Raw genomic sequence first — 22,996 nt, 5'->3', positions numbered from 1 at the left:
CATTGATCACTCTCTACCGCCGCGACGAGCAGGCCTGGAACTATCGTGAAGCCTGGTACGACGAAGCGACCGGAGAGTTCGTCATCCACCACGGGGTGCTGGGCGCCAACGGCAAGCTCTCCTCGGAGGGTGCCAGCGCGGAGGAGGCCGAGCAGCTGCTCGAGAGCTTCACCGCCCAGTGCCGGGCCGACGGCTTCACCGAACCTCCCGCCGAGGCCCAGATCGAGATGCGCCTGCTCTACCCGCTGAAGGGCGCACAGCCCAGCGCGTCTGAGGAGCGCAACATCGGCGCCGTGCACCGTGAGGTGCTCGCCACGCTGGCCTGGCGCGGCCTGGGTCTGCTCAGCGACCCGGTGACCGAGCCCCACGCCGGCGGTCACGCCTCGGTGATGCGCATCAAGACGCTGCACCAGGGCAAGGCGAAGGAGGCCGTGAAGGCCGCCATGCGCGCCGGCGACGTCCCTGCCTCGAAGATCGAGCTGCGCGTCGGCTGAGCCCGGAGGCGGACGCTACGCCTGGACCCGGATGGCTTCCCCGTCGATCTCGGCGGGGTAGCGGGTCAGCGGATCACGCGCCGGGCCGCCCTCGGCGGCCCCGGTCTCCAGATTGAAGATCGAGCCGTGGCACGGGCAGGCGAAGCGCTCCGGCTCGGTGCCCACCGCGCATCCCTCATGCGTGCAGACCGCGGAGAAGGCGTGGACCGTGTCCTCATCGCTGCGGTGCAGCAACAGCTGCGTCTCACCGATCTCGGCTGTGCTGCTGGCCCCCACCTCCAGGTCGGCAAGCGGCATGACCTCGGTCCAGGAGCCGCCCTCGGCCCGGGTCGGCGTGGCAGGCTCGGGCGACTCATCAGTCCCGCAGGCGGTGAGCAGCGCCGCCGAGCCCGCAGTCAGGGCTGAGGCGTGCAGGAATCGACGGCGGTCACAGCATGGCGAAGTCATGGGGCCCAGTCTACGAGTGATCGGTCCGGGACCAGCCTCTGTGTCAGCACCCTGTACCGGGGCTGATCCAACAGCTGGCCCGGACCGCTGACCTGGACCAGCTGGCCCGGATCCCGCTGGCCCCGGAGCTCATCAGCCCCGGAGCTCAGCGCGGACCCGGCAGCGGCTCAGTCGCGCGCGCTGAACGTACGACCATTGACCCGCTCGCTGGCGCCGACCTGATCCAGGTAGGGGGTGATCCCACCGCGGTGCAGCGGCCAGCCGGCCCCCAGGATCATGCACAGGTCCACATCCTGGCGGGAGGCGACGACGCCCTCATCGAGCATCATCCCGATCTCCTCGGCGAGGGCGTCCTGGACCGTGGTGAGCAGCTGCTCCGCGGTGCGGGGTGCGCTGCCGAAGCTCATCAGGCCGATGGTGCTGTCCTTGATGAACGGCTGCCCGGCGTCGTCGGTGCTCCAGATCTCGGTGACGCCCGCGTCGATGAGGCGCTGCAGGTTGGCCGAGACGTGGAATCGGTCCCCGAAGCTGGTGTGCAGCGACTCGGTCACGTGCTGGGCCACCGGGATGCCCACCATCGCCAGCAGCGTGAACGGGCTCATCGGCAGGCCGATGGGCTTCAGCGCGGCGTCAGCCGTGGCCGCGTCGGTGCCCTCGTCGAAGGCCTTCTGCACCTCGGCCATCAGCCGCAGCAGCACCCGGTTGACCACGAACGCCGTCGCGTCGCTGGTCAGCACCGGGGTCTTGCGCAGTCCCGCGGCGAGGGCGAAGGCCGTGGCGATGGGCTCATCAGCGGTCTGCGGGGCCCGGGCGATCTCGACCAGCGGCATGGCGGCCACCGGGTTGAAGAAGTGGAAGCCGATGACCCGCTCGGGGTGGGAGAGGTCAGCTGCCATCTCGGTGACCGAGAGCGAGGAGGTGTTCGTCGCGAGGATCGTCTCAGCCGGCACGATCTGCTCCAGCTCGGCGAAGACCTGCTTCTTCACGCCGATCTCCTCGAAGACCGCCTCGATGACGAAGTCCGCGTCGGCGTAGACGGACTTGTCGGTGGAGCCGGTGATCAGTCCGCGCAGCCCGGCGGCCTGCTCCTGCGTGATCCGGCCCCTGCTGGCCTGCTTCTCGAGCTGGGCCGCGATGTGGTCCAGCCCCTTGTCCACTCGGGCCTGGTCGATATCGGTGAGCACCACCGGAACCTGCAGCTGCGCGGCGAAGACCATCGCGAGCTGGGAGGCCATGAGTCCTGCCCCGACCACGCCGACCTTGCCGATGCTGCGCGGCTGGACCTCGGGCACCCCGGCGGGACGCTTGGCCCGCTTCTGCAGCAGGTTCAGGAACGCGTAGACGGTGTTGCGGAACTCATCGGTGAGCATCAGATCGCCCAGCGCCTCGCACTCGGCGGCGCGGCTCTGCTCCCGGGTGCGCTCAGGCACCTGGGTGAACAGGTCCAGCGCGCGGCGCGGGGCGGGGGCGGAGGGGCCAAGCTTGGTCGCCACGGTGCGCTCGGCGGCTTCGATCGCGCGGGTCCAGGCCTCGGGGGAGTCGTCATGGCTGCGGTGCGCGGCGAGCTGCTCCGCGGTGGCGGCATCACCGGTGATGATCCTCCCCGCGTAGGCGATGCTCTCGGCCTCGAACTGCTCGGCCTCGAGGAGCTGATCGGCGAGCCCCAAGGCGTGGACCTTCTTCCCGGTCAGGGTGCGGTTGTTGTTCAGCGCGTTGGTGAAGATGACCTCGGCGGCGGCCTCGGGGCCGATCAGGCGCGGGAGCCGGTAGATGCCGCCCCAGCCCGGGACCAGGCCCAGGAAGGCCTCGGGCAGTCCGATGCCCTTGGCCGCCGTGGAGACGGTGCGGTGCTGGGCGGCCAGGGCGATCTCAAGCCCGCCGCCCAGTGCGGTGCCGTTGATGAAGGCGAAGCTGGGCACCGGGAAGTCCTCGAGCAGCCGGTAGGCGTGGTGGCCCAGATCGGCCATGGCGGTGGAGTGGTCGCGGGATTCCACCCGTTCGGCGGCGCCCAAGTCTGCGCCGGCGGCGAGCACCCCGGGTTTGCCGATCACCGCGATGCCGGCGATCTCTCCGGCGCGGGCCCGGGGCAGCTGGGCGGCGAGGACCTCGCCGAACCCGATGAGGCTGCTCGGGCCCAGGGTGGAGGGGCGCTTGGGCTGGTCATTGTCCAGGCGCACGAGCACCAGCGTGCCCGCGCCGTCGGGCAGTGCGATGTCCTCGGCGCGAGAGTGCGTGATGACCTCGTCGCTGAAGGCTTCCGCGAGGTCCGCGAAGTGGGAGAAGTCCAGAGCCTCTGTCGGGATCTCGGGTGAGTGCGCTGATGTCATGTGCTGCCTCCGTGACGTGGGGTCGGCGCGGGGCAACCGCGCCTCGGGTGAGTCTCAGCTCACATCCTACCCATGAGTAACCAAGGAGGAAACCGCCGCCGTGGGTGTCAGAAGGACTCGAGCGGCTCCGGGTCGAGCAGGGCCACGGTGACGATGGCGGCGCACTGCTCGATCTGCCATGGCCTGGCGCCGAGCTCGCGCAGTGCGGCGCTGACGCCGTCCAGGTCCATGACCTTCGGCGGGGTCCAGCAGAGCTGCTTGAGCACGGCCGGGGTCAGCAGGGTCTCGGGCATGAGGTCGAGCTCGTCGGCGCGGTGGGTCAGCCAGTCCCGGGCGGTGCGGTAGCGGCGGAATGCCAGCGGGTTGCGGTCCTTCCAGGTCCGTGGCGGCGGGGGACCGGCGGCGCGCCGCTTGGACTCCGGAGCATCGGTGTTCTGGGCCCCGGATTCGATCGCGCGCAGCCACTTGGGCGCCTCGCGCTTGGCTGCCCGGCCGTAGAAGCCCTTGACCGAGAGCAGCTGGGGAACAGTGCGCGGCACCGCGTCGGCCGCGGCGACCAGCGCCGAGTCGGGCAGGATGTGTCCGGGGGCGATGTCCTTGGTCTCGGCCATGTTCTCCCTGGCTGCCCAGAGTTCACGCAGCACCGCGAGCTTCCGCGGTGTCTTGAGTCGGTTGACCCCGGTGGCCTTGCGCCAGCGTTCGCTGCGCGGGACCGTGATCGGCCGGTGGGTGCGCAGATGTTCGAACTCCTGCTCGGCCCAGCCCAGCTTCTCCTGCTCGCGCAGCAGCTCGGTGAGGCTCTCGCGCAGCGGGATCAGCAGTTCGACGTCGAGGGCCGCGTAGCGCAGCCAGTCCTGCGGCAGCGGACGCCGCGACCAGTCTGCTGCTGAGTGTTCCTTGGCGAGGCGCACGCCCAGCAGGGACTCCACCACCGCCCCGAGGCTGACTCGGGGCACTCCGCCCAGCCGTGCGGCGAGCTCGGTGTCGAAGAGGCTGTGCGGGTGCATGCCCAGCTCCGCGAGGCAGGGGAGGTCCTGGGTGGCCGCGTGCAGGATCCACTCGACGCCGTCGAGGGCCTCCTGGGCCGGGGCCAGGGTGGTGAACGGTTCAGGGTCGATGAGCCAGAGCCCGGAGCCTTCGCGTTTGAGCTGGACCAGGAACGCGCGCTGTCCGTAGCGGAAGCCCGATGCTCGCTCGGCGTCCACCGCGACGGGGCCGGTGCCGGCGGCAAGCGCCTCAGCGCAGCGCTGCAGGCCGCGATCGGTGTCGATGACGAAGGGAACCCCGTCCTCGGGTTCGGTCAGCAGGGGCGGCGGCCCCTCCTCGGGAGAGTCCATCGAGGTCTCCGGCACTTCGTCAGCTCCTCCTGATATGTGGCAGGGCGATCACTCCATCGGGCAGCGGCGGCAGTCCCGCGAAGGAACAGACCATATCGGCCCACGCCTGCAGGTGGGATCCGAATCCGATTCCGGTGGGGCTCCACGAGGCGCGCAGCTCCACATCGTTGCTCGGCATCCGGTTCTCCATGCTGCCGAAGCTCTCGGAGAGGATCCGGGTGGCCGTGCCGCCCGCATGACTGTACTCCACCCCGTGCTGGGCGAGGGAATCACAGAGCCAGGTCCAGGCCACGGAGGCGAGCAGCGGATCATTGCCCATCTCGGCGTCGAGCTCCGCGCGGATATAGATCACTACCCTGAAGGTCCCGCCCCAGGCCTGCTGACCTGCGGGGTCGTGGAGCAGGATGAAACGACCGGTGGCCAGGACCTCGGTGTCTTCGGGCTGCGGCCGGAGTCGGGTGACCGGATGGGCTCCCAGTGCGACGCCGCCGTGCGAGTGGACCTCGGCGCGCAGCGCGACCGCGAAGGGCGCCAGCTTCGACGGCGCCGGGACCTCCTGGACCAGCGCCTCGGCGCGCGGGGAGGCCCGGCGCAGACTGCTCAGCGCCTGCAGGAAAGAGTCAGGCAGCCCCTCGATGCCGCTGGCACCGTGGGGCGGCTGGGATGCGTCTCGCGCTGCGCCCTGCTGGTCGGGTCCGCCAAGGGGACCGAAAGCTGTCACGCCCCAAGATTAGGAACTTCGGTGAGTCTGACGTGCTAGGCGCGCCGGGCGCACTCCACCAGCGCCTCGATCTGCGCATCGGTGGTCTGGAAGGAGCACATGATCCGCAGCACCGGGTTGCCGCCGGCGGCGGTGTCCCAGACATGGACCAGGTACCGGTCCCGGATGGCTTCGGCGATCTTCGTCGGGACCTCGGGGAAGGTGGCGTTGACCTCGGTGGGCCGGGACAGCGTGACCCCAGGGATCTCTGCGAGTGTGCGTCCGAGCTTCGCGGCCGCAGCGTTGGCATGGGTGGCGTTGCGTCGCCAGAGGTCGGTGCCGAAGAGTTCCAGCAGCTGGGCCGAGACGAAGCGCTGCTTGCTCGCGAGCTGCATCGAGAACTTCTGGATGAAGTCGGTGCCCGCGACGCGGTCGGGGTTGATCACCACCACGGCCTCCGCGGCCATGGCTCCGTTCTTGGTGCCGCCGAGGCTCAGGACGTCGACGCCGGCGGCGGTGGTGAACTCACCCAGCGAACAGCCCAGGGCGGCGGCCGCATTCGAGATCCGGGCTCCGTCGAGGTGGACCCCGAGCCCGTGGGCGTGGGCTGCCTCGGCGACCTCGGCGATCTCCTCGGCGGTGTAGACCGTGCCGAGCTCGGTGGACTGGGTGAGCGTGACCGCCAGCGGCTGCGCGGCGTGGACGAAGCCCAGCGCCTTCAGCTCGGCGTGCACGTCGGAGGGAGTCAGCTTCCCTGCGGCGGTCGGGCGCGGCAGCAGCTTGAGCGCCCCGAGGCGCTCCGGAGCGGCGCCCTCGTCATTGTTCACGTGGGCCTGGGCGGAGCAGATCGCGGCGCCCCAGCGCGGCAGCAGCGCCTGCAGCGCCACCACATTGGCGCCGGTGCCGTTGAAGACCGGCAGTATCTCCGCGCGCTCACCGAAGGTCTCCTTGATCACCTCGCGCAGCTGTGCAGTCACCGGATCGGCCCCGTAGGGCAGGGCCGCGTCGGCGTTGACCCGGGTCAGCGCCTGCAGGATCTCTGGGGCGACCCCGGCGACGTTGTCAGAGGCGAAGGAGGCATCGAGCAGCCGCGGCTGCGTCTCGGTGGCCGGCACGGCTCAGCTCTCTGCGGATTCGGTGAAGTCCATCGAGATGGAGTTGATGCAGTAGCGCTGGTCGGTGGGGGTGTCGAAGCCCTCGCCGGTGAAGAGATGTCCCAGGTGGGAGTCGCAGGAGCCGCAGCGCACCTCGGTGCGCTCCATCCCCATGGAGGTATCGGTGAGGTAGCGGATGTTCGCGTCGGCGGCGGGTTCGAAGAAGCTGGGCCAGCCGCAGCGTGAATCGAACTTCTCGGTGGAGGTGAACAGCGCCGCGCCGCAGGCCCGACAGGCGTAGGTGCCCTCCGTCTTGTTGTTCCAGTGCTCGCCGGTGTACGCGCGTTCGGTGCCGCCCTGGCGCAGCACCTGAAACTCCTGCGGGCTGAGCTTCTCGCGCCACGGGTCGGCGCCGGTTCCGGTGTTCTGGTTCGCACTCATGTTCCTATCTCATCACGTTCCGTGCGCCCGCGTAAGCTGAGACGCATGACGCCACGGTTGAATGAACCCGGTGCCGCAGCCGCCCGGGCGAAGGCCCTGCTCCGCCGCGCGGCCCCCACCTGGACCAGCAGGTTTCGGCGTGAGTCGGCGGTGCACACGCCATGGATCCGCGCCACGACCTTGGGGGTGGGCACCGGGCTCGCGGCCGGGATGACGCTGGCCGCCGCCGGTTCCGGGCTCGCCGGGTACTTCGCCCGCGCCGTGGTCACCCCGGTGCGCGAACGTGCCGAAGATCTCGAGATCCTCGCGGTTACCAGAGGACCAGACGGCGACGAGGTGATCCTGCCGATCACCGCGGAGACCGTGGTGGACGGCACCTACGGGTTGTTCTTCCACGGCGGGCGGTCGCTGGCGCGGATCGGGCCGATCACCACGCTGGAGCCCAAGGGCGGCACCGTCACCCGCCCGGTGGAGAAGGTCTATGGCGGGGACCTGCGCACCGCAGTGCGCGGCTGGTGGACCTCGGTGGTCTTTCTGAACCCGGCCGACGCCGGGTTCGACAGCGACGAGGTGGTCATCACGCTGCCGGGTGGCCCGTCACCGGCCTGGTACGTGGCGCCGCAGCCCCTGGCCGCCGGCCTGTCCGCAGATCACCAGGGCCCGCTGAGCGGACGCAACGTGTGGGCCATCGGGGTCCACGGACGGGGCAGCAACCGCACGGAGGGGATCCGCGCCCTGGCCGCCACCTCCGCGCTGGGCGCCGAGACGCTGCTGATCTCCTACCGCAACGACGGCGAGGCCCCGGCAGCCGAGGACGGCCGCTACGGCCTGGGGGTCACCGAATGGGAGGACGTCGAGGCCGCCATCGAGTTCGCGCTGGCGCGCGGCGCTCAGGACATCATCCTCTTCGGCTGGTCCATGGGGGGAGCGATCTGCCTGCAGACGGCAGACCGGTCCCGCTACGCCGAATATATCCGCGGCCTGGTGCTGACCGGGCCGGTGATCGACTGGATGGACGTGCTCGCCCACCAGGCGAAGGCCAACCGGATCCCCGACGTGGTAGGCCGCCTGGGCCAGTGGTTCATCTCCAACCCGGGCGGCCGCCGGGTCACCGGGCTCGCCGCCCCGGTGGATCTTCAGGCGATGAACTGGATCGACCGGGCGGACCAGCTGAGGGCCCATGCGCTGATCATGCACAGCGTCGATGACAACATCGTGCCCTACGGGCCCTCCCGGGATCTCGCCCGGAAGAACCCGAAGGTCACCTATGTCTCCTTCGCCCAGGCCCGCCACGTCAAGGAGTGGAACCACGATCCGAAGCGCTGGGACGCCACCGTGATCGACTGGGTCACCGACCTGTTCAGCCGCCCTGCACCGGGGCAGACGCGGCCAGGTGAACTCGGATATTACGCTTGATCCGGCCCAGCATCGCCGTCATCCCGCGCAGCCGCAGCGGGGTGATCGCCTTGGACAGTCCGAGCCGCTCCGAGAGGTCCTCCGGCACGGCGAGGATCTCCTCGAAGCGCAGCCCGCTCAGCCCCTCGTGCAGGATCGCCGCGAAGCCTCGCGTGGTCGGGGCCTCCGGGGGAGCCGCGAAGAAGATCGCGGCGGTCCCAGCGGCGTCGTCGTACTCCAGGGTGAGGAAGAGCGGGGACTGGCACTCCACCACCTCTTCCATCTGGTCATAGCTGTTGAGGTAGCGCGCGGGCAGCTCCGGCAGCTCGCGGGAGAACTCAAGCAGCAGCTCCAGCTTCTGCCGGTCCTCCAACTCGGCGAACTCCTCGACAACCTCGGCGAGCTGCTCCGGGAGCCGCCGGGCCGCGGCGTCGCCCTGCGGGGTGGGGGCCTGGCTCATGCGCCGGGCACCTCGCCGGGCTCTTCGCCGGTGGCGATGGGCAGCCGCACCGCGTTGCCCCACTCGGTCCAGGAGCCGTCGTAGTTGCGGACGTTGTCGTAGCCGAGCAGGTGCTGCAGCACGAACCAGGTGTGCGAGGAGCGCTCACCGATCCGGCAGTAGGCGATGACCTCTTCGGCCTGACCAAGACCCGCCTGCTCGGTGTAGATCGCCTCCAGCTCGGCACGCGAGCGGAAGGTCCCGTCCTCATTGGCGGCCTTGGCCCACGGCACCGAGGCGGCGGAGGGGATGTGGCCGCCGCGCAGCGCACCCTCCTGCTCGTAGCCCTCCATGTGGGTGCGCTCACCGGAGTACTCCAGAGGCGAGCGGACATCGATCATCGGCTTGCCGAAGTGGGCGAGCACATCCTCGCGGAAGGCGCGGAAGGTGGAGTCATCGCGCTGCGCCGGCGTCGGGTAGCTCACCGAGGCCGGGGTCTGCACCTCGGTGACCAGCTCGCGGCCCTCGGCGGCCCATTTCTGCCGGCCGCCGTCCATCAGGCGCAGGTCCCGGTGGCCGAAGAGGGTGAACACCCAGAGGGCGTAGGCGGCCCACCAGTTCGACTTGTCACCGTAGAAGACCACGGTGGTGTCCGGGGTGATCCCCTTGGCGGAGGCGAACGCGGCGAACTGCTGCGGGCCCAGGAAGTCTCGGGTGACCGGATCGTTGAGATCGGTGTGCCAGTCGATCTTCTGCGCACCGGGGATGTGACCGGTCTCGTAGAGCAGCACATCTTCATTCGATTCCAGCAGCACCACGGACGGGTCGTCCTTGTGCTGCGCCACCCAGTCGGTGGAGACCAGGGCGTCGGGGTGGGCGTACTGGGAGAAGTCTTTTTCTTCGGTCATGGTGAACAGAACCTTCCGTCGTCACTGGGTCACCTTCCAGGATAGGGAATCAGCCGGTGAAACGCGCAGTCGTGGGTAGAGTGGTCACATGCCGTCCAACGCCACTCCGCTGAGCCAGCGGACCCCTCAGCTCGGAGTCGGTCAGCTGCTGGAGGGCCTGCGGCCGTCCTTCCGCTTCGCCGAAGTCTCCTTCGACTCCTACATTCCAGACCCGGCGCACCCCTCGCAGGAGAAGGCGGTCACCGCGCTGCGTGAGTTCTCCGCGACCGTGGGCGCCAGCCAGAGCGGCGGCGGGTTCTTCGGCAAGCTCTTCGGCCGGGCGCCGGCCCGTTCCAAGGTGTCCAGCGGGATCTACCTCGACGGCGGCTTCGGCGTGGGCAAGACCCACCTGCTGGCCTCGCTGTACCACTCGGTCGAGGGCCAGCGCGCCTTCGGCACCTTCGTGGAGTACACCAACCTCGTCGGGGCGCTGTCCTTCCGCCGCACCGTGGACGTGCTCAGCGACTACTCGCTGGTCTGCATCGATGAGTTCGAGCTCGACGACCCGGGCGACACGGTGCTGATGTCCCGGCTGATGCGCGAACTGGCCGACGCCGGGGTCAAGCTCGCCGCGACGTCGAACACGCTGCCCGGCTCCTTGGGAGAGGGTCGCTTCGCCGCGGCAGACTTCCAGCGCGAGATCCAGGTGCTCTCGGACCAGTTCTCCGTGATCAAGGTCGACGGTGAGGACTACCGCCACCGTGGGCTGCCTGAGGCGCCCGCTCCGCTGGGCTCCGACGAGATCGAAGACTTCGCTGCACGTCAGTACCCCGACGCCCGCATCGCGGTGGATGACTTCGACGCACTCTGCAAGCACATCACCGGGGTGCATCCCAGCCGGTACCGGCAGCTGGTCACCGACATGGATGTGCTGGTGCTCAAGGATGTCGAGACCATCGAAGCCCAGGCGCTGGCGCTGCGCTTCGTGGTGCTCGCCGACCGGCTCTACGACCAGGACATCAAGATCGTGGCCTCCGGGAAGCCCTTCGACCAGCTCTTCACCGAAGAGATGATGTCCGGCGGCTATATGAAGAAATATCACCGCACGGTCTCGCGCCTGACCGCGCTCGCCCGCGCCGGCCAGATGGGGGAGAAGGCGCTCTGAGCAGCTGCGGCTGGACGCAGACTTCCAGATCGGGCCGAGACGGTTAACAATGTGTTCATGAATTACTGATGAGCTGGCAGCAGCCGCCTCTCGAGAAAGGCTGATCTGATGAATGACCCGATCTTCCAGGTCGACGGCACCGCGCGCAAGAACCTCCGTGAGTTCATCGATGAGCTCCGCGAAGGCGGATACACGGTCTTGGACGGTCATACGCCTGACCCGGACCTGATCGATCCGCAGGGCCGCGCCGTCGAGACCTGGCACGAGAACTACCCGTACGAGAACCGACTCTCCCGTGATGTCTACGAGATCGAGAAGTATCACCTGCAGGTGGAGCTGCTGAAGTTCCAGTACTGGGCCGAGGACTATGGGCTCAAGCACGTGGTCGTCTTCGAGGGCCGCGACGCCGCCGGCAAGGGCGGCACCATCAAGCGGTTCACCGAGCACCTGAACCCGCGGACCGCGCGGGTCGTGGCGCTGAACCGGCCCTCGGACCGGGAGCTCGGCCAGTGGTACTTCCAGCGCTATGTGGATCATCTGCCCACCGCCGGGGAGATGGTGCTCTTCGACCGCTCCTGGTACAACCGGGCCGGGGTCGAGCGCGTGATGGGGTTCTCCTCCGAACAGGAGTATGAGCTCTTCATGCGCCAGGCTCCGCAGTTCGAGCAGATGCTGGTCGACGCCGGGATCCACGTGACCAAGTTCTGGTTCTCGGTGACCCAGCAGGAGCAGCGCACCCGCTTCGCGATCCGTCAGATCGATCCGGTCCGGCAGTGGAAGCTCTCTCCCATGGACCTGGAGTCCCTGGACCGCTGGGAGGCCTACACCGAGGCCAAGGAAGAGATGTTCCTGCGCACCGACACCGACCACGCGCCGTGGATGACGATCAAGTCCAACGACAAGAAGCGGGCCCGGCTCAACGCGATGAAGTGCTTCCTCGCCCAGTTCGAATATGAGGGCAAGGACCACGAGGTCGTCGGAGAGCCTGATCCGCTGATCGTGCGCCGCGGCCGCGACGCGGTGGGTGACTGAGCCCGACCTCGCATCTTCAGGGCTGACCCGGACCGACGGTGGAGCCGAAGCGGTAGAGTTGCAGTGCTCGCCTCGGGAACACCGAGGTTCACGACGGCGGGATCCCATGTCCGACCTCCAGCGCGCCTGCTGCGTGCACGCTGCAGCGAGGCCGCGTCACTGCGGTTCGCGCGTGCCGTCAGGGATCATGCTGCGCTGTGAGAATGTCTGACTGACCTCGACGAAGGAGAACGCATGAGTGCACATATCGGAGTGACCGGCCTGGCCGTCATGGGAGCCAATCTGGCTCGCAATCTGGCCCGCAACGGCTACACCGTCGCGCTGCACAACCGCTCGGTCGCCCGCACGGACGCCCTTCTCCAGGCCCACGGGGGCGACGGGGACTTCGTGCGCACCGAGACCCTGGCCGAGCTCGTGGAGTCGCTCGAGCGCCCCCGCCGCGTGCTGATCATGGTCCAGGCCGGCGCGCCGGTGGACTCGGTGATCGCGGATCTGGTGCCCCTGCTCGATGAGGGCGACATCATCATCGACGGGGGCAACTCCTTCTATGAAGAGACCCGACGCCGTGAGGAGAGCCTGCGCGCGAAGAACCTGCACTTCGTCGGTGTCGGCGTCTCCGGGGGCGAAGAGGGAGCGCTCAACGGCCCCTCGATCATGCCCGGCGGCTCCAAGGAGTCCTACGACTCCCTGGGCCCGATGCTGGAGAAGATCTCGGCGAAGTACAACGGCGAGCCCTGCTGCGCCTGGGTCGGCACCGACGGCGCCGGCCACTACGTGAAGATGGTCCACAACGGCATCGAATACGCCGACATGCAGGTCATCGGTGAAGCCTTCGACCTGATGCGGTCCCTCGCCGGCATCGAACCCCGCGAGCAGGCAGGTGTGTTCCGCGAATGGAACACCACCGACCTGGCCTCCTACCTGATCGAGATCACCGCCGAGGTGCTCGAGCAGGAGGATGAGACCACCGGCCGTCCGCTGGTGGACGTGGTCGTGGACTCCGCCGGCCAGAAGGGCACCGGCCGCTGGACCGCGATCTCCGGCCTGGAGGTGGGCTCACCGGTCACCGCCATCGCCGAGTCGGTCTTCGCCCGCTCGATCTCCTCCCAGCGCGAGCTGCGCGCCGTCACCAACGCCACCTTCAGCGCCGGAGTCGATGAGACCCTCTCTGCCACGGAGAAGTATGGCAGCCCCGAAGATCGCCAGGACCTCGTCGAAGACGTGCGCAAGGCCCTCTACGCCTCCAAGCTCGTCGCCTACGCCCAGGGCCTGGACATGCTCGTCGCCGCCGGCGAAGAGTTCGGCTGGGACCTGGACCTGAAGGCCATCGCCTCGCTCTGGCGCGCCGGCTGCATCATCCGCGCCGACCTGCTGGACACCATCATGAAGGCCTACGACGCGCCCCGCGACCAGCAGCCCAAGAACCTGCTGCTGGCTTCGGAGTTCAACGAGGCCATCAACGAATGCCTCCCGGCCTGGCGCCGCGTGGTCGCGGCCGCCGCGACCTACGGCGTCCCCGCCCCGGTGTTCTCCTCCTCGCTGTCTTATTACGACAGCCTGCGCCGCGAACGGCTGCCGGCCGCGCTGACCCAGGGGCTGCGCGACTACTTCGGGGCACACACCTACAAGCGCGTGGACAAGGAAGGCACCTTCCACACGATGTGGTCCGGTGACCGCAGCGAGATCGACGCCTGATCCGCTGAACCAGATGTCGACTCCGACCTTGCAGAGCTGAGCGCATGAGCACCAGGACGGCCGGACTGCTGGCCTCGTCAGGCGCCACCATTCCCATGGTCGCTGCCCCGATGGCCGGCGGACCGAGCCGTCCTGAGCTTGTGATCGCCGCCTCCGAGGCAGGGGGCATCGGCTTCCTCGCGGCCGGATACAAGAGCGCCCAGGACCTGGCCGCACAGATCCACCGGGTGCGGCAGTCCACCCCGCGCTTCGGGGTCAATCTCTTCGTGCCGAACCCGGTCCCGATCAGCGCCGAGGACCTCACCCGGCACCGTGACGCGGTCCAGGCCTGGCTGGATGAGCACGCGCGGGACGCGACGCACTGGGCGGCTGAGGTGGAGCTTCCGGGGATCAGCAGCCTCGCCGGCGTCACCTGGGAAGCCGGCATCAGTGGCACCACGGGCGTCGGGTCACCGGCTCGGCTCTGGGACGACTCCTGGGAGCAGAAGCTTGCGGAGCTCGAGGCGAATCCGGTGCCGCTGATCAGCCTGACCTTCGGTCTGCCGCAGATCCAGGACATCGAGCGGATGAAGGCCACCGGGACGCGGGTGCTGCAGACGGTCACCTCCGTGGAGGAGGCCGTGACGGCTGCCAGCGCCGGGGTCGACGGATTGATCGTCCAAGCATCATCGGCCGGAGGTCACTCCGGAACCTGGACTCCGCAGCAGGTGCCTGCAGACATCGATCTTCTCGAGCTGCTGCAGGCAGTCGCCGGGCTCACCGAGCTGCCGCTGTGGGCCGCCGGCGGCATTGCCGACGCCGAGGGGGTCAGTGCCGCACTGAGCGCAGGGGCGGAGGCCGCGGTGCTGGGCACTGCGCTGCTGAGGTGTCCCGAGAGCGGGACTAATCTGGCTCACCAACAGGCCCTGGTGACTCCACCGGGGGAGCCGGAGACCATCATCACCACGGCGTTCTCGGGGCGACCGGCGCGGGCGCTGCGAAACAGCTTCACCGACGCACTGACCATGTCCGCGCCGTCGGGTTTCCCCGCCCTGCATCAGCTGAGCAGCGGGCTGCGCCGAGCCGCCGGCGCGGCCTCAGACCCGCAGGGACTCAACCTCTGGGCGGGCACCGGCTTCGCGGCTGCGACGCAGGAGCCGGCCGCCGAGGTCATGCGCCGCCTGGCGGGCAGCCACAGCCTCTAGATGAAGATCGCCGGATCCAGCGCGTACTCGGCCGGGTCCACGTGGGGTTTCCGCTCAGCGACTCCGCGCTGACGCGCCTTTGCCGGGATACCGGTGAGGATCGAGTTGGGCGGGGAGGACTTCACGACCACGGCGTTGGCGCCCACGGCGGAGCCTGCACCGATCTCGACGGGTCCGATGACCTTCGCGCCGGCGCCCACGACGACCCCGTCGCGCAGCGTCGGGTGGCGCTTGGTCTGTTCCAGGGATCGTCCGCCGAGGGTGACGCCCTGGTAGAGCATGCAATCGTCACCGATCTCGGCGGTCTCGCCGATGACCACGCCCATGCCGTGGTCGATGAAGAAGCGACGCCCGATCTGGGCGCCCGGGTGGATCTCGACGCCGGTCAGGCCTCGGGTCACCTGAGACAGTGCGCGAGCCGGGGTCTTCAGCGGCCGGGTCTGCCACATCCGGTGGGCAACCCGGTAGGACCAGACGGCGTGCAGGCCGGAGTAGACCAGCACCACCTCGGCTGTGCTGCGCGCGGCGGGATCATGTTCACGCGCGGCTTTGATGTCCTCACGCAGACGTTTCAGAGGTCCCAAGGGGGAACCAACCTTTCACAGGGATCGAACTTCACGGCTCGTGGGCGGATCAGCCGCGGATGTCTTCGTAGAGCAACGTGGAGATGTAGCGCTCTCCGAAGTCACACGCGATGGTCACGATGAGCTTGTCCCGGTTCTCTTCGCGGGAGGCCAGCTCCAGGGCGGCCGCGACATTGGCGCCGGTGGAGATCCCACCGAGGATGCCTTCCTGGGTGCCGAGGTCGCGGGCGCAGCTCACGGCCTTCTCGAGGTTGGCCTGGTAGACCTCGTCGTAGATGCCCTGGTCCAGGATGTCGGGGATGAAGTTCGGGCCGATGCCCTGGATCTTGTGCGGACCGGCGGTGCCGCCGGAGAGGATCGGGGAGTCCTCGGGCTCCACGGCGACCAGGTGGATGCTGGGCTTGTACTCCTTGAGCCGGCGCCCGGCGCCGGTGATGGTGCCACCGGTGCCGATGCCGGCGATGAAGACGTCCACCTCGCCGTCGGTGTCCTGCCAGATCTCCTCGCCGGTGGTCCGGTAGTGGGTGGCCGGGTTGGCCTCGTTGGCGAACTGCCGGGCCCAGATGGAGTTCTCGGTCTCCGCCACGATGGCCTTGGCCCGCTCCACCGCGCCGCGCATTCCCTCGGCTCCGGGAGTGAGCACGATCTCGGCGCCGTAGGCGCGCAGCATCACACGACGCTCGGTGGACATGGTCTCCGGCATGGTGAGCACCACGCGGTAGCCGCGGGCGGCGCCCACCATAGCCAGCGCGATCCCGGTGTTGCCCGAGGTGCCCTCCACGATGGTCCCGCCGGGCTTGAGCATCCCGGACTCTTCGGCGGCGTCGACGATGGCGGCACCGATGCGGTCCTTGATCGAGCTGGCGGGGGAGTAGAACTCCAGCTTCATCGCGATGTTGCCCGGAAGGTCTGCGCCCAGCCGGTTGAGCCGCACCAGTGGGGTGTTGCCGACTGCCTGGGTGATGTTGTCCAGAATTTTGGCCATTAGTGAGTGGACCTTTCTTCCTCGGGTTTCAACCATGAAGCATAGTCTCTGCGGAGCTTTGTGACCTTGGGATCGATGATGACCCGACAGTATCCGACATCAGGACGTCGGGAGTGGAAGTCCTGGTGGACCTCCTCGGCCTCGAACACTCGGCCCAGGGGCTCCAGCGTGGTGACGACCGGCCGGTCGAAGGAGTTCTGCGCCTGCGCGATCGCGGCGGCGAACTCATCGTGCTGGGCCTCATCGGTGTAGAACATCGCGGAGCGGTACTGGTCCCCGACGTCGTAGCCCTGCCGGTTCAGCGTGGTCGGGTCGTGGCTGGAGAAGAACACGGCGTAGAGCACCTGGTCCGGGAGCACGCTCGGGTCATAGCCGATCTCCACGGCTTCTGCGTGTCCGGTGCCGCCGGAGGCCACGGCTTCGTAGATGGCCGGACCGGATCCTCCGGTGTAGACGCTGCGCACGTGATGAACCCCGCGCAGTCTGCGCGCGAGGGAGTCCAGGCACCAGAAGCAGCCGGCGGCGAGCACCACGGTCTTGAGGGAATTGTCCATGACCAGCACAACCGTCCGTGTCCCGGGCTCTATTCCTGAATCATGGCCTGTAGAAATGAGACATGTCTCCCAGCCCCGCTCCGCGTCCAGATGAGACCACCACCGATTCCCAGGTCCCCACCCTCGATGAGGTGCTGGAGACCGCCGAAGAGCTCTGGCCTCGCTCACTGGCAGAGTCCTGGGACGCCGTCGGGCTGGTCACCGGCCGTCGCGACGCGCTCGTGCGGCGGATCCACTTCGCCGTGGACCCGGTGCGGCCGGTCATCGAAGAGGCCGCGAGCTCCGGGACCGATCTGCTGATCACCCACCACCCGCTGCTGCTTCGCGGAGTCACCTCCGTGGAGGCCGGACAGTTCAAGGGAGAGATGGTCCACCGGCTGATCGAATCCGGCTGCGCCCTGCTGACTGCTCACACCAATGGGGATTCCGCGATCGGCGGGGTCAACGATGTCCTCGCCGGCGCGCTGGGTCTTCAGGACACCGCACCGCTGGCCATCGCGGCGGAGGGCCTGGCCTCGGAGGGACTGGGGCGCATCGGGATGCTGGCCGAGCCGCTGACGCTCGGGGAGTTCGCCGCCCGGGTGTTCTCGGTGCTGCCCGCCGTGGCGGGAGGCGTGCGGGTGGCGGGTGACCGGGAAGACCTGATCCAGCGGGTGGCGCTGTGCGGCGGGGCCGGGGACTCGCTGCTCCAGGCTGCCGCGGACGCCGGCGCTGATGTCTTCCTCACCGCCGATCTGCGCCACCACCCGGCCTCGGAGGCCCGCGAATCAGCCGCCGAGGGACGCCCCTATCTGATCGATGTCTCACACTTCGCCTCGGAATGGCTCTGGCTGCCCACCGCCGCGCAGGCGCTCCACCGAGCGCTGACCGATCGCGGCTACGATGTGGAGGTTGCCGTGAGCGGCATCAACACCGATCCTTGGGACTTCGTGCTCACCCCGGGCCGCTGAGGCGCCCGTGGGCTCGAGACACCGTGACCAAGACCTGTACTGACTTGAAGGTGCGTGAGCCATGACCACTCTGTTCGTCGAGGCCGACGGCGGAAGCCGCGGCAATCCTGGAATCGCCGGCTCCGGCGCCCTGGTCCGTGATGAGGCGGGTCAGATCCTCGCCACCAAGGCCACCCCGCTGGGGAAGGCGAGCAACAACGTCGCCGAGTACACCGGACTCATCGAGGGTCTGCGACTGGCCCGTGACCTGGACCCGCAGGCCTTCGTCGAGGTCAAGCTGGACTCCAAGCTCGTGGTGGAGCAGATGAGCGGGCGCTGGAAGATCAAGCACGAGGACATGAAGCGGCTCGCCGCAGAGGCCTCCACCATCCTGCCGCCGATGCAGGTGCGCTACACCTGGATCCCGCGCAAGGACAACGGTGACGCCGATGCGCTGAGCAACGAGGCGATGGACGCCTGCGCCGCCGGGATCCCCTGGGACCCGAGTCGCAGTCGGATCCGCCCCGCGCGTTGAATCTGCCGGCCCGGCGCAGGGGCCGGTCTGTTCGGCACGTCGGGGTCAACCGTGCAGACCGTGGTGGTGCGCACTGCGCGACCGATCAGCTTTCCCGACTTGACCGGATCCCCGGCTGCGGTGGCCGGCGCTGAGTCGGCCAACAGCACGGCGACAGGAATCCAGGTGACCATCGCGCTGAGCTCCGGCAGAACCACCAAGCCAGCATCTCGCGAGGACGCTCCATCTCAGGCACCTTTGTTGTGATCTAGATCACATCTAGTTGACACTAAATGTTAATTAGATAGTCTAATTAAACTACTTCAAGGGTTTACCAGATGATCGTTGTCAGTCAGCCTCCTTGCACGGAGTCCGGCCCTGGCAACGGGAAGGTCCGTTCCGATGCTTGTCTGCCCGAACACGAAGAAAAGCTTGTGCGGGAATCTGCTCACCGTCGCGACCAGAACGCACAGGTCACCCGCCCAGGAGCTGCTGACCGGCCTGAGACGATCGGCGGGGGCGCCGGTGGGAGTCTTGGGGGCAGGAGCGGCTCTCGCACCCGCCTCTGGGGGCCGTTTGCCCCCGTTGTGGGCCGGTTCCAGGTTTCACGCTGTTCCGGTGGTCCGGAGACCGAGGACAGGGTGCGTTCATCCCTTGCGTGCCCATCCAGGGTGTGACGCCGTGGGGTGTTCGGCTCCCAGAGCCGATTCCCGGTGTGCTGAACGCGTGATCGGGGCTTCCTATGCACCAGGAAGGTGACCCGGTATTCGACGTTCGTGAGGCCTTTGCCGAGCACGGTGGGGCTCTCTTCGCGTACGCGGTCAACGCGTTAGGTGACCGAGCCGAGGCGGAGGACTGTGTTCAGGAGGCCTTCATCCGTGCCTGGCGAAGCAGAGAATGGTTCAGCAGATCGCGTGGTTCGATCCGGACAGGGCTGTTCGCCATCGTGCGCGACCTCGTCACGGATTCTCTGCGGGCTCGTGCCCGTCCCCCGGCGGATCCGGAGAAGATCGAGGGGGCGAGCGATCCGGTGACGGAGGACCCGCTCGCAGTGGAGCGGCTGGTCCTCTACGAGTCGTTGGCCACGCTCACCTCCGAGCACCGACAGGTGATCGCCGCTGTTCAACTCGACGGCGTGGGGTACCAGGAGCTTTCGGAGAGGACAGGGGTTCCGGTCGCGACCTTGCGGACTCGGATGTACTACGGGCTGAAATCACTGCGGACGGCACTGGGGGGTCATACGCACGATGAGCGCAATGTCTTCGCGGCGGGATGAGACTCCACCCCTGGGACTGGAGGAACGGATACTCAGCGCAACCTCCGCAGCTGCTCCGAACCACCTTAATGGGAACGGGAAGTCGGCACGGCAGGCACGACGTCCCGGCTGCGACAGCAGCACTGAAGAATGCCGGACAACACCATCGGGTCGACCTCGAACCTGCAGAAGCGCGCCGTGGGTGCTCCACCGCAGGGACGCAGCATCCGGTGCATCGGCTCTCAACGGGCGTTCAGCCGGCAGGGACCGCGGGATGGGCCCCCGCGCGCCAGGAACTGAATTCCTGGACCATCTCGTTGCCTCATATCTCCATGTGACCCCGGGGCACACCTGGGACCAGCACGACGACGGCGGCCCACCCCAGCAGGGGAGGGCCGCCGTCGTCGTGCTGTCACGAGTGGAGCGTGGTCTCAGCCGGTGGGCTGAACCGGGCGCTCAGCTGGCGGGCAGCGCGGTCTTCGTCTCAGATCCGGCGGGGCTTTCGGCGGCGCCGTTGCTGGCGGCGTTGCGCGGCTGCACCTTCGGGTACTTCACCGGGGCGCTGCCGGTCATGTGCTCCAGCACCCGGACCACCTGGGCGGAGTAGCCGAACTCGTTGTCGTACCAGACGTAGAGGATCGCCTGGCGGCCGTTGACGATGGTCGCCAAACCGTCCACGATCCCCGCAGCCCGGGTGCCCACGAAATCGGTGGAGACCACCTCGGCGGAATCGATGTAGTCCACCTGCTTGTGCAGCGGGCCCTCGAGGGATTCACGGCGCAGGAACTTGTTGAGCTCCTCCTTGGTGGTCTCCCGATCCAGCTCCAGATTCAGGATCGCCATCGAGACATCCGGGGTCGGGACGCGGATGGCGTTCCCGGACAGCTTCCCGGCCAGCTGGGGCAGCGCCTTGGCAACCGCCTTCGCGGCACCGGTCTCGCTGATCACCATGTTCAGCGCCGCCGAACGACCGCGACGCTCACCGGGGTGGAAGTTATCGATCAGGTTCTGGTCATTGGTGTAGGAGTGCACCGTCTCCACGTGCCCATGGTCGATCCCGTAGGCCTCGTCCATGAGCTTGGCCACCGGGGTGATGGCGTTGGTGGTGCAGGACGCCGCAGAGACGATCTTGTCCTGCGCGGTGATCTGCTCGTGGTTGACGCCGAAGACGATGTTCTTCAGGTCTCCCTTGCCCGGAGCAGTCAGCAGCACCCGGGAGACGCCCTTGGCCTGCAGGTGCTGGCTGAGGCCTTCCTCATCGCGCCAGCGGCCGGTGTTGTCCACGACCACCGCGTCAGAGATGCCATGGGCGGTGTAGTCCACTGCGGCGGGGTCCGAGGCGTAGATGACCTTGATGAAGGTGCCGTTGGCGATGATCGCCTGGTTCTCCACGTCGACCCGGATGGAGCCCTCGAAGGGCCCGTGGACCGAGTCTCGGCGCAGCAGCGAGGCGCGCTTGGCGAGATCGTCCTCGGCGCCCTGACGCACCACGATCGCGCGCAGCCGCAGCCCGGAGGCCGACGAGGCGTTGCCGACGATGATCCGGGCCAGCAGCCGACCGATCCGGCCGAAGCCGTAGAGCACGACGTCGCGCGGCTCAGAGAGTCCCTCACCGCCGCGGCCGAGAACTTCCGCGAGCTCCTCACGCAGGAAGGAGTCCATGTCCCCGGCGGCGGCATGCGCGGAGGCCCGATAGCGAGAGTTCAGCCGGGCGATGTCGATGCTGGCGGCGCCGAGATCCAGCGTGGTAAGCGCCCTCACCAGGGGAAGCGTCTGTGAGACTGGCAGCTCGGTCTCGTCGACCTGGCGTGCGAAGCGGTGCGCCTTGAGGATCTCGATGGCGGACCGGTTGACCAGTCGGCGACCGTAGATCCCGGTGACCACGTTGTTCTCTCGGTAGAGCTGTCCCAGCAGCGGGATCATGGCCTCAGCCTGGGACTCTCGGTCGATCCAGCTGTGCAGGTGTTCGTCTGCTTCAGTGGTCATTGTTGGACGTGTCCTCACTCGTCTAGACGTCATTGTCTACGTGGACCCATCGTGAGCTCGGTTCGTGGCGAACACCGCGATGTGTCCGTGGCTGAGTCTAGCCGAAACCCACTCACCCGGCGCCTAGGGGCACGGGGGAGCGGGTGGGGGGACGGGCCGGTCGATAAGCCGGGTTCTGTAGGCCGCGGTGATTGCTCACCGAGCCTGACCATCATCCATCTGGGCCTCGTGTTACCACGGACCTCAAGCGATCAACCCGGATGCTCGGGCGGGCAGCCCTCGAGCACATCCTGTTCGACCTTGCACCGGATGGGGTTTGCCTAGCCGCCCCAGTCACCTGGAGCGCTGGTGGTCTCTTACACCACCGTTTCACCCTTACCGGCGACGACGAGCGCCGCCGGCGGTCTGTTTTCTGTGGCACTGGCCTGCGGGTCTCCCCGAGTGGGCGTTACCCACCATCCTGCCCTGTGGAGCCCGGACTTTCCTCGGCCCGAGGCAGTTATCCACCGTCTCCGGCGGGCCTCAGTCTCGAGCCGCGATGGTCTGGCCGACCCGTCCCGGCTCACCATGCTACGGGATCGTGACACCGGCTCCGGGCGCATCGGCGGAGCGGCTGATCGAGGTGATCGCCGCCCCAGCCGCTTGCTAGCCTTGCCCGGTGCTGATCTTCCTGCCGCCCTCAGAGGGCAAGACACCCCCGACCGATCCCGGTGCGCCCCCGGTGGACCTGCGCAGCCTGACCCTGCCCGAGCTCGACCTCGTACGCGCCACCGTGATGGATGCCCTGATCCAGGTCAGCGGCCACGAGCAGGCTCAGCAGATGCTCAACGTGGGCAAGACCGTGATGCCCCAGGTGCGCGCCAACGCTCGGCTAGTCAGCGCCCCCACGGCGCCGGCGCACGAGATCTACACCGGGGTGCTCTTCGAAGCCCTCGACCCGGCATCGTTGAGCCCCGAGCAGCTGGACCGGGCCTCCCGGCAGGTGCTGGTCTTCTCCGGGCTCTTCGGCGTGACCTCGTTGACCGACAGGATCCCGGCCTACCGGCTCTCCATGGGGGTCAGCCTCAGCGCGCAGGGCACCGGTCAGGGCCCAGGTGCCGCCCCGGCGCAGCAGGCTCCCGGACGTCTGGGCAGCTTCTGGAAGGCCGCCCTGGACGAGCCGCTGAGTCGGCTCATCGGGGATCAGCTGGTCGTGGACTGCCGCTCCAGCTCCTACGGGCAGGCGCATCGGCCCGCACCGGAACAGACTCTGATGGTCAACAGCTTCACCGAGCGCGACGGGCAGCGGAAGGTCGTCACCCACTTCGCCAAGCACGCCCGCGGACTGCTCACCGGGATGCTGCTGCGCGCCCAGGGCCCGGCGCCTGAAACCGTGGACGACGTCGCCGAGCTCGCCTCCCGGCGGTGGCGCGTGGAGCTGCGTCCGGCCACCGGGCGGACCCCGCACCAGCTGGACCTGATCGACTGACCCCCGGCAGGCCGCGGCGCGTCGCCCCGAGCCGGTCAGCGCAGCCGGTCCATTAGCAGATTCTCGGCCCTGCCGACTAGCCTG

21 protein-coding genes, 1 other RNA gene and 1 pseudogene are annotated in these 22,996 nt (G+C 68.3%); 10 read left to right on the top strand and 13 right to left on the bottom strand.

The genetic code is table 11. The features are described 5' to 3' along the window. Nucleotides 1–2 precede the first annotated feature (2 nt). The gene (locus tag LTH96_RS06275; protein ID WP_241464865.1) at nt 3–494 is read left to right on the top strand and encodes a hypothetical protein; all 492 of its coding nucleotides are present in this window, start codon (nt 3–5) and stop codon (nt 492–494) included. A 15-nt stretch (nt 495–509) separates the two neighbouring features. On the opposite strand, the gene LTH96_RS06270 is transcribed toward LTH96_RS06275, so the two are convergent. The 6 genes from LTH96_RS06270 to msrB all read right to left on the bottom strand — a co-directional run bounded on the left by LTH96_RS06270 (nt 510) and on the right by msrB (nt 6,840). Further along, complete coding sequence (locus LTH96_RS06270) at nt 510–941, bottom strand: Rieske (2Fe-2S) protein (protein ID WP_241464864.1); 432 nt, start codon at nt 939–941, stop codon at nt 510–512. 167 nt (nt 942–1,108) lie between these two features. Beyond that, complete coding sequence (locus LTH96_RS06265) at nt 1,109–3,268, bottom strand: 3-hydroxyacyl-CoA dehydrogenase NAD-binding domain-containing protein (protein WP_241464863.1); 2,160 nt, start codon at nt 3,266–3,268, stop codon at nt 1,109–1,111. Nucleotides 3,269–3,375: 107 nt separating this feature from the next. After that, on the bottom strand, nt 3,376–4,605 hold the full coding sequence (locus tag LTH96_RS06260; protein WP_241465099.1) for an HRDC domain-containing protein: 1,230 nt from the start codon (nt 4,603–4,605) through the stop codon (nt 3,376–3,378). 19 nt (nt 4,606–4,624) lie between these two features. Then, the gene (locus LTH96_RS06255) at nt 4,625–5,233 is read right to left on the bottom strand and encodes a DUF3000 domain-containing protein (RefSeq protein ID WP_241465098.1); all 609 of its coding nucleotides are present in this window, start codon (nt 5,231–5,233) and stop codon (nt 4,625–4,627) included. 128 nt (nt 5,234–5,361) lie between these two features. Beyond that, complete coding sequence (locus tag LTH96_RS06250; RefSeq protein WP_241464862.1) at nt 5,362–6,420, bottom strand: beta-eliminating lyase-related protein; 1,059 nt, start codon at nt 6,418–6,420, stop codon at nt 5,362–5,364. Nucleotides 6,421–6,423: 3 nt separating this feature from the next. Then, nucleotides 6,424–6,840 carry a peptide-methionine (R)-S-oxide reductase MsrB gene (msrB, locus tag LTH96_RS06245; protein WP_241464861.1) on the bottom strand — a complete coding sequence of 139 codons (417 nt, stop codon included), beginning with the start codon at nt 6,838–6,840 and terminating at the stop codon, nt 6,424–6,426. A 45-nt stretch (nt 6,841–6,885) separates the two neighbouring features. On the opposite strand from msrB, the gene LTH96_RS06240 reads away from it, so the two are divergent. After that, a complete protein-coding gene (locus LTH96_RS06240; RefSeq protein ID WP_241464860.1) occupies nt 6,886–8,256 on the top strand; it encodes a S9 family peptidase in 1,371 nt (456 codons plus the stop codon). Here LTH96_RS06240 and LTH96_RS06235 read toward each other — a convergent pair. Together LTH96_RS06235 and LTH96_RS06230 are read right to left on the bottom strand one after the other, a co-directional pair. Next, the gene (locus LTH96_RS06235) at nt 8,201–8,695 is read right to left on the bottom strand and encodes a SufE family protein (protein WP_241464859.1); all 495 of its coding nucleotides are present in this window, start codon (nt 8,693–8,695) and stop codon (nt 8,201–8,203) included. The two genes, LTH96_RS06240 and LTH96_RS06235, sit on opposite strands and share 56 nt — an antisense overlap. Next, entirely contained in the window at nt 8,692–9,582 is an 891-nt protein-coding gene (locus LTH96_RS06230; protein WP_241464858.1) for a sulfurtransferase, read from the bottom strand. Before LTH96_RS06230 ends, LTH96_RS06235 begins: the two co-directional genes overlap by 4 nt. 88 nt (nt 9,583–9,670) lie before the next feature. Between LTH96_RS06230 and zapE the strand changes: the two genes are divergently transcribed. The 4 genes from zapE to LTH96_RS06210 all read left to right on the top strand — a co-directional run bounded on the left by zapE (nt 9,671) and on the right by LTH96_RS06210 (nt 14,637). Continuing rightward, on the top strand, nt 9,671–10,726 hold the full coding sequence (gene zapE, locus LTH96_RS06225; RefSeq protein ID WP_241464857.1) for a cell division protein ZapE: 1,056 nt from the start codon (nt 9,671–9,673) through the stop codon (nt 10,724–10,726). Nucleotides 10,727–10,834: 108 nt separating this feature from the next. Further along, the gene (ppk2, locus tag LTH96_RS06220) at nt 10,835–11,758 is read left to right on the top strand and encodes a polyphosphate kinase 2 (RefSeq protein ID WP_241464856.1); all 924 of its coding nucleotides are present in this window, start codon (nt 10,835–10,837) and stop codon (nt 11,756–11,758) included. A gap of 234 nt (nt 11,759–11,992) precedes the next feature. Beyond that, nucleotides 11,993–13,453: an NADP-dependent phosphogluconate dehydrogenase gene (gene gndA / locus LTH96_RS06215; protein ID WP_241464855.1), complete on the top strand. Its 1,461-nt coding sequence runs from the start codon at nt 11,993–11,995 to the stop codon at nt 13,451–13,453. Between the two features lie 44 nt (nt 13,454–13,497). After that, nucleotides 13,498–14,637, top strand: a complete 1,140-nt coding sequence (locus LTH96_RS06210; protein WP_241464854.1) for a nitronate monooxygenase family protein — start codon at nt 13,498–13,500, stop codon at nt 14,635–14,637. On the opposite strand, the gene epsC is transcribed toward LTH96_RS06210, so the two are convergent. The 3 genes from epsC to msrA are packed head-to-tail and all read right to left on the bottom strand — an operon-like array spanning nt 14,634 to nt 16,760. Next, nucleotides 14,634–15,221 (bottom strand): serine O-acetyltransferase EpsC, encoded by a 588-nt coding sequence (gene epsC, locus LTH96_RS06205; protein ID WP_241464853.1) that lies wholly within the window; start codon nt 15,219–15,221, stop codon nt 14,634–14,636. The genes LTH96_RS06210 and epsC overlap by 4 nt on opposite strands. Nucleotides 15,222–15,270: 49 nt before the next feature. Next, nucleotides 15,271–16,206: a cysteine synthase A gene (gene cysK / locus LTH96_RS06200; RefSeq protein WP_241464852.1), complete on the bottom strand. Its 936-nt coding sequence runs from the start codon at nt 16,204–16,206 to the stop codon at nt 15,271–15,273. After that, complete coding sequence (gene msrA, locus LTH96_RS06195; RefSeq protein WP_241464851.1) at nt 16,206–16,760, bottom strand: peptide-methionine (S)-S-oxide reductase MsrA; 555 nt, start codon at nt 16,758–16,760, stop codon at nt 16,206–16,208. The genes cysK and msrA overlap by 1 nt, the downstream gene beginning before the upstream one ends. Nucleotides 16,761–16,822: 62 nt before the next feature. Here msrA and LTH96_RS06190 point away from each other — a divergent pair, with 62 nt between their 5' ends. From LTH96_RS06190 to LTH96_RS06180, 3 genes and pseudogenes are all read left to right on the top strand, one after another. Beyond that, on the top strand, nt 16,823–17,710 hold the full coding sequence (locus LTH96_RS06190; RefSeq protein ID WP_241464850.1) for a Nif3-like dinuclear metal center hexameric protein: 888 nt from the start codon (nt 16,823–16,825) through the stop codon (nt 17,708–17,710). Between the two features lie 61 nt (nt 17,711–17,771). Next, a pseudogene (locus LTH96_RS06185) lies at nt 17,772–18,209 on the top strand (reverse transcriptase-like protein); the annotation flags it as partial. A 736-nt stretch (nt 18,210–18,945) separates the two neighbouring features. Continuing rightward, nucleotides 18,946–19,479, top strand: a complete 534-nt coding sequence (locus LTH96_RS06180) for a sigma-70 family RNA polymerase sigma factor (protein ID WP_241464849.1) — start codon at nt 18,946–18,948, stop codon at nt 19,477–19,479. Nucleotides 19,480–19,914: 435 nt separating this feature from the next. Here the strand turns inward: LTH96_RS06180 and LTH96_RS06175 are convergent, their stop codons facing one another. Together LTH96_RS06175 and rnpB are read right to left on the bottom strand one after the other, a co-directional pair. Next, a complete protein-coding gene (locus tag LTH96_RS06175; RefSeq protein WP_241464848.1) occupies nt 19,915–21,444 on the bottom strand; it encodes a glyceraldehyde-3-phosphate dehydrogenase in 1,530 nt (509 codons plus the stop codon). A 148-nt stretch (nt 21,445–21,592) separates the two neighbouring features. Then, nucleotides 21,593–21,999: RNase P RNA component class A (rnpB, locus tag LTH96_RS06170), an RNA gene on the bottom strand. A gap of 103 nt (nt 22,000–22,102) precedes the next feature. Between rnpB and LTH96_RS06165 the strand changes: the two genes are divergently transcribed. Continuing rightward, entirely contained in the window at nt 22,103–22,912 is an 810-nt protein-coding gene (locus tag LTH96_RS06165; protein ID WP_241464847.1) for a peroxide stress protein YaaA, read from the top strand. The last annotated feature ends 84 nt before the right edge of the window (nt 22,913–22,996 follow it).

Source organism: Nesterenkonia sp. LB17, from assembly GCF_022565915.1.
Taxonomy (GTDB): domain Bacteria; phylum Actinomycetota; class Actinomycetes; order Actinomycetales; family Micrococcaceae; genus Nesterenkonia.
Note: the sequence above shows the minus strand (reverse complement) of the source record. Positions and strands in the feature narration are given on the sequence as shown.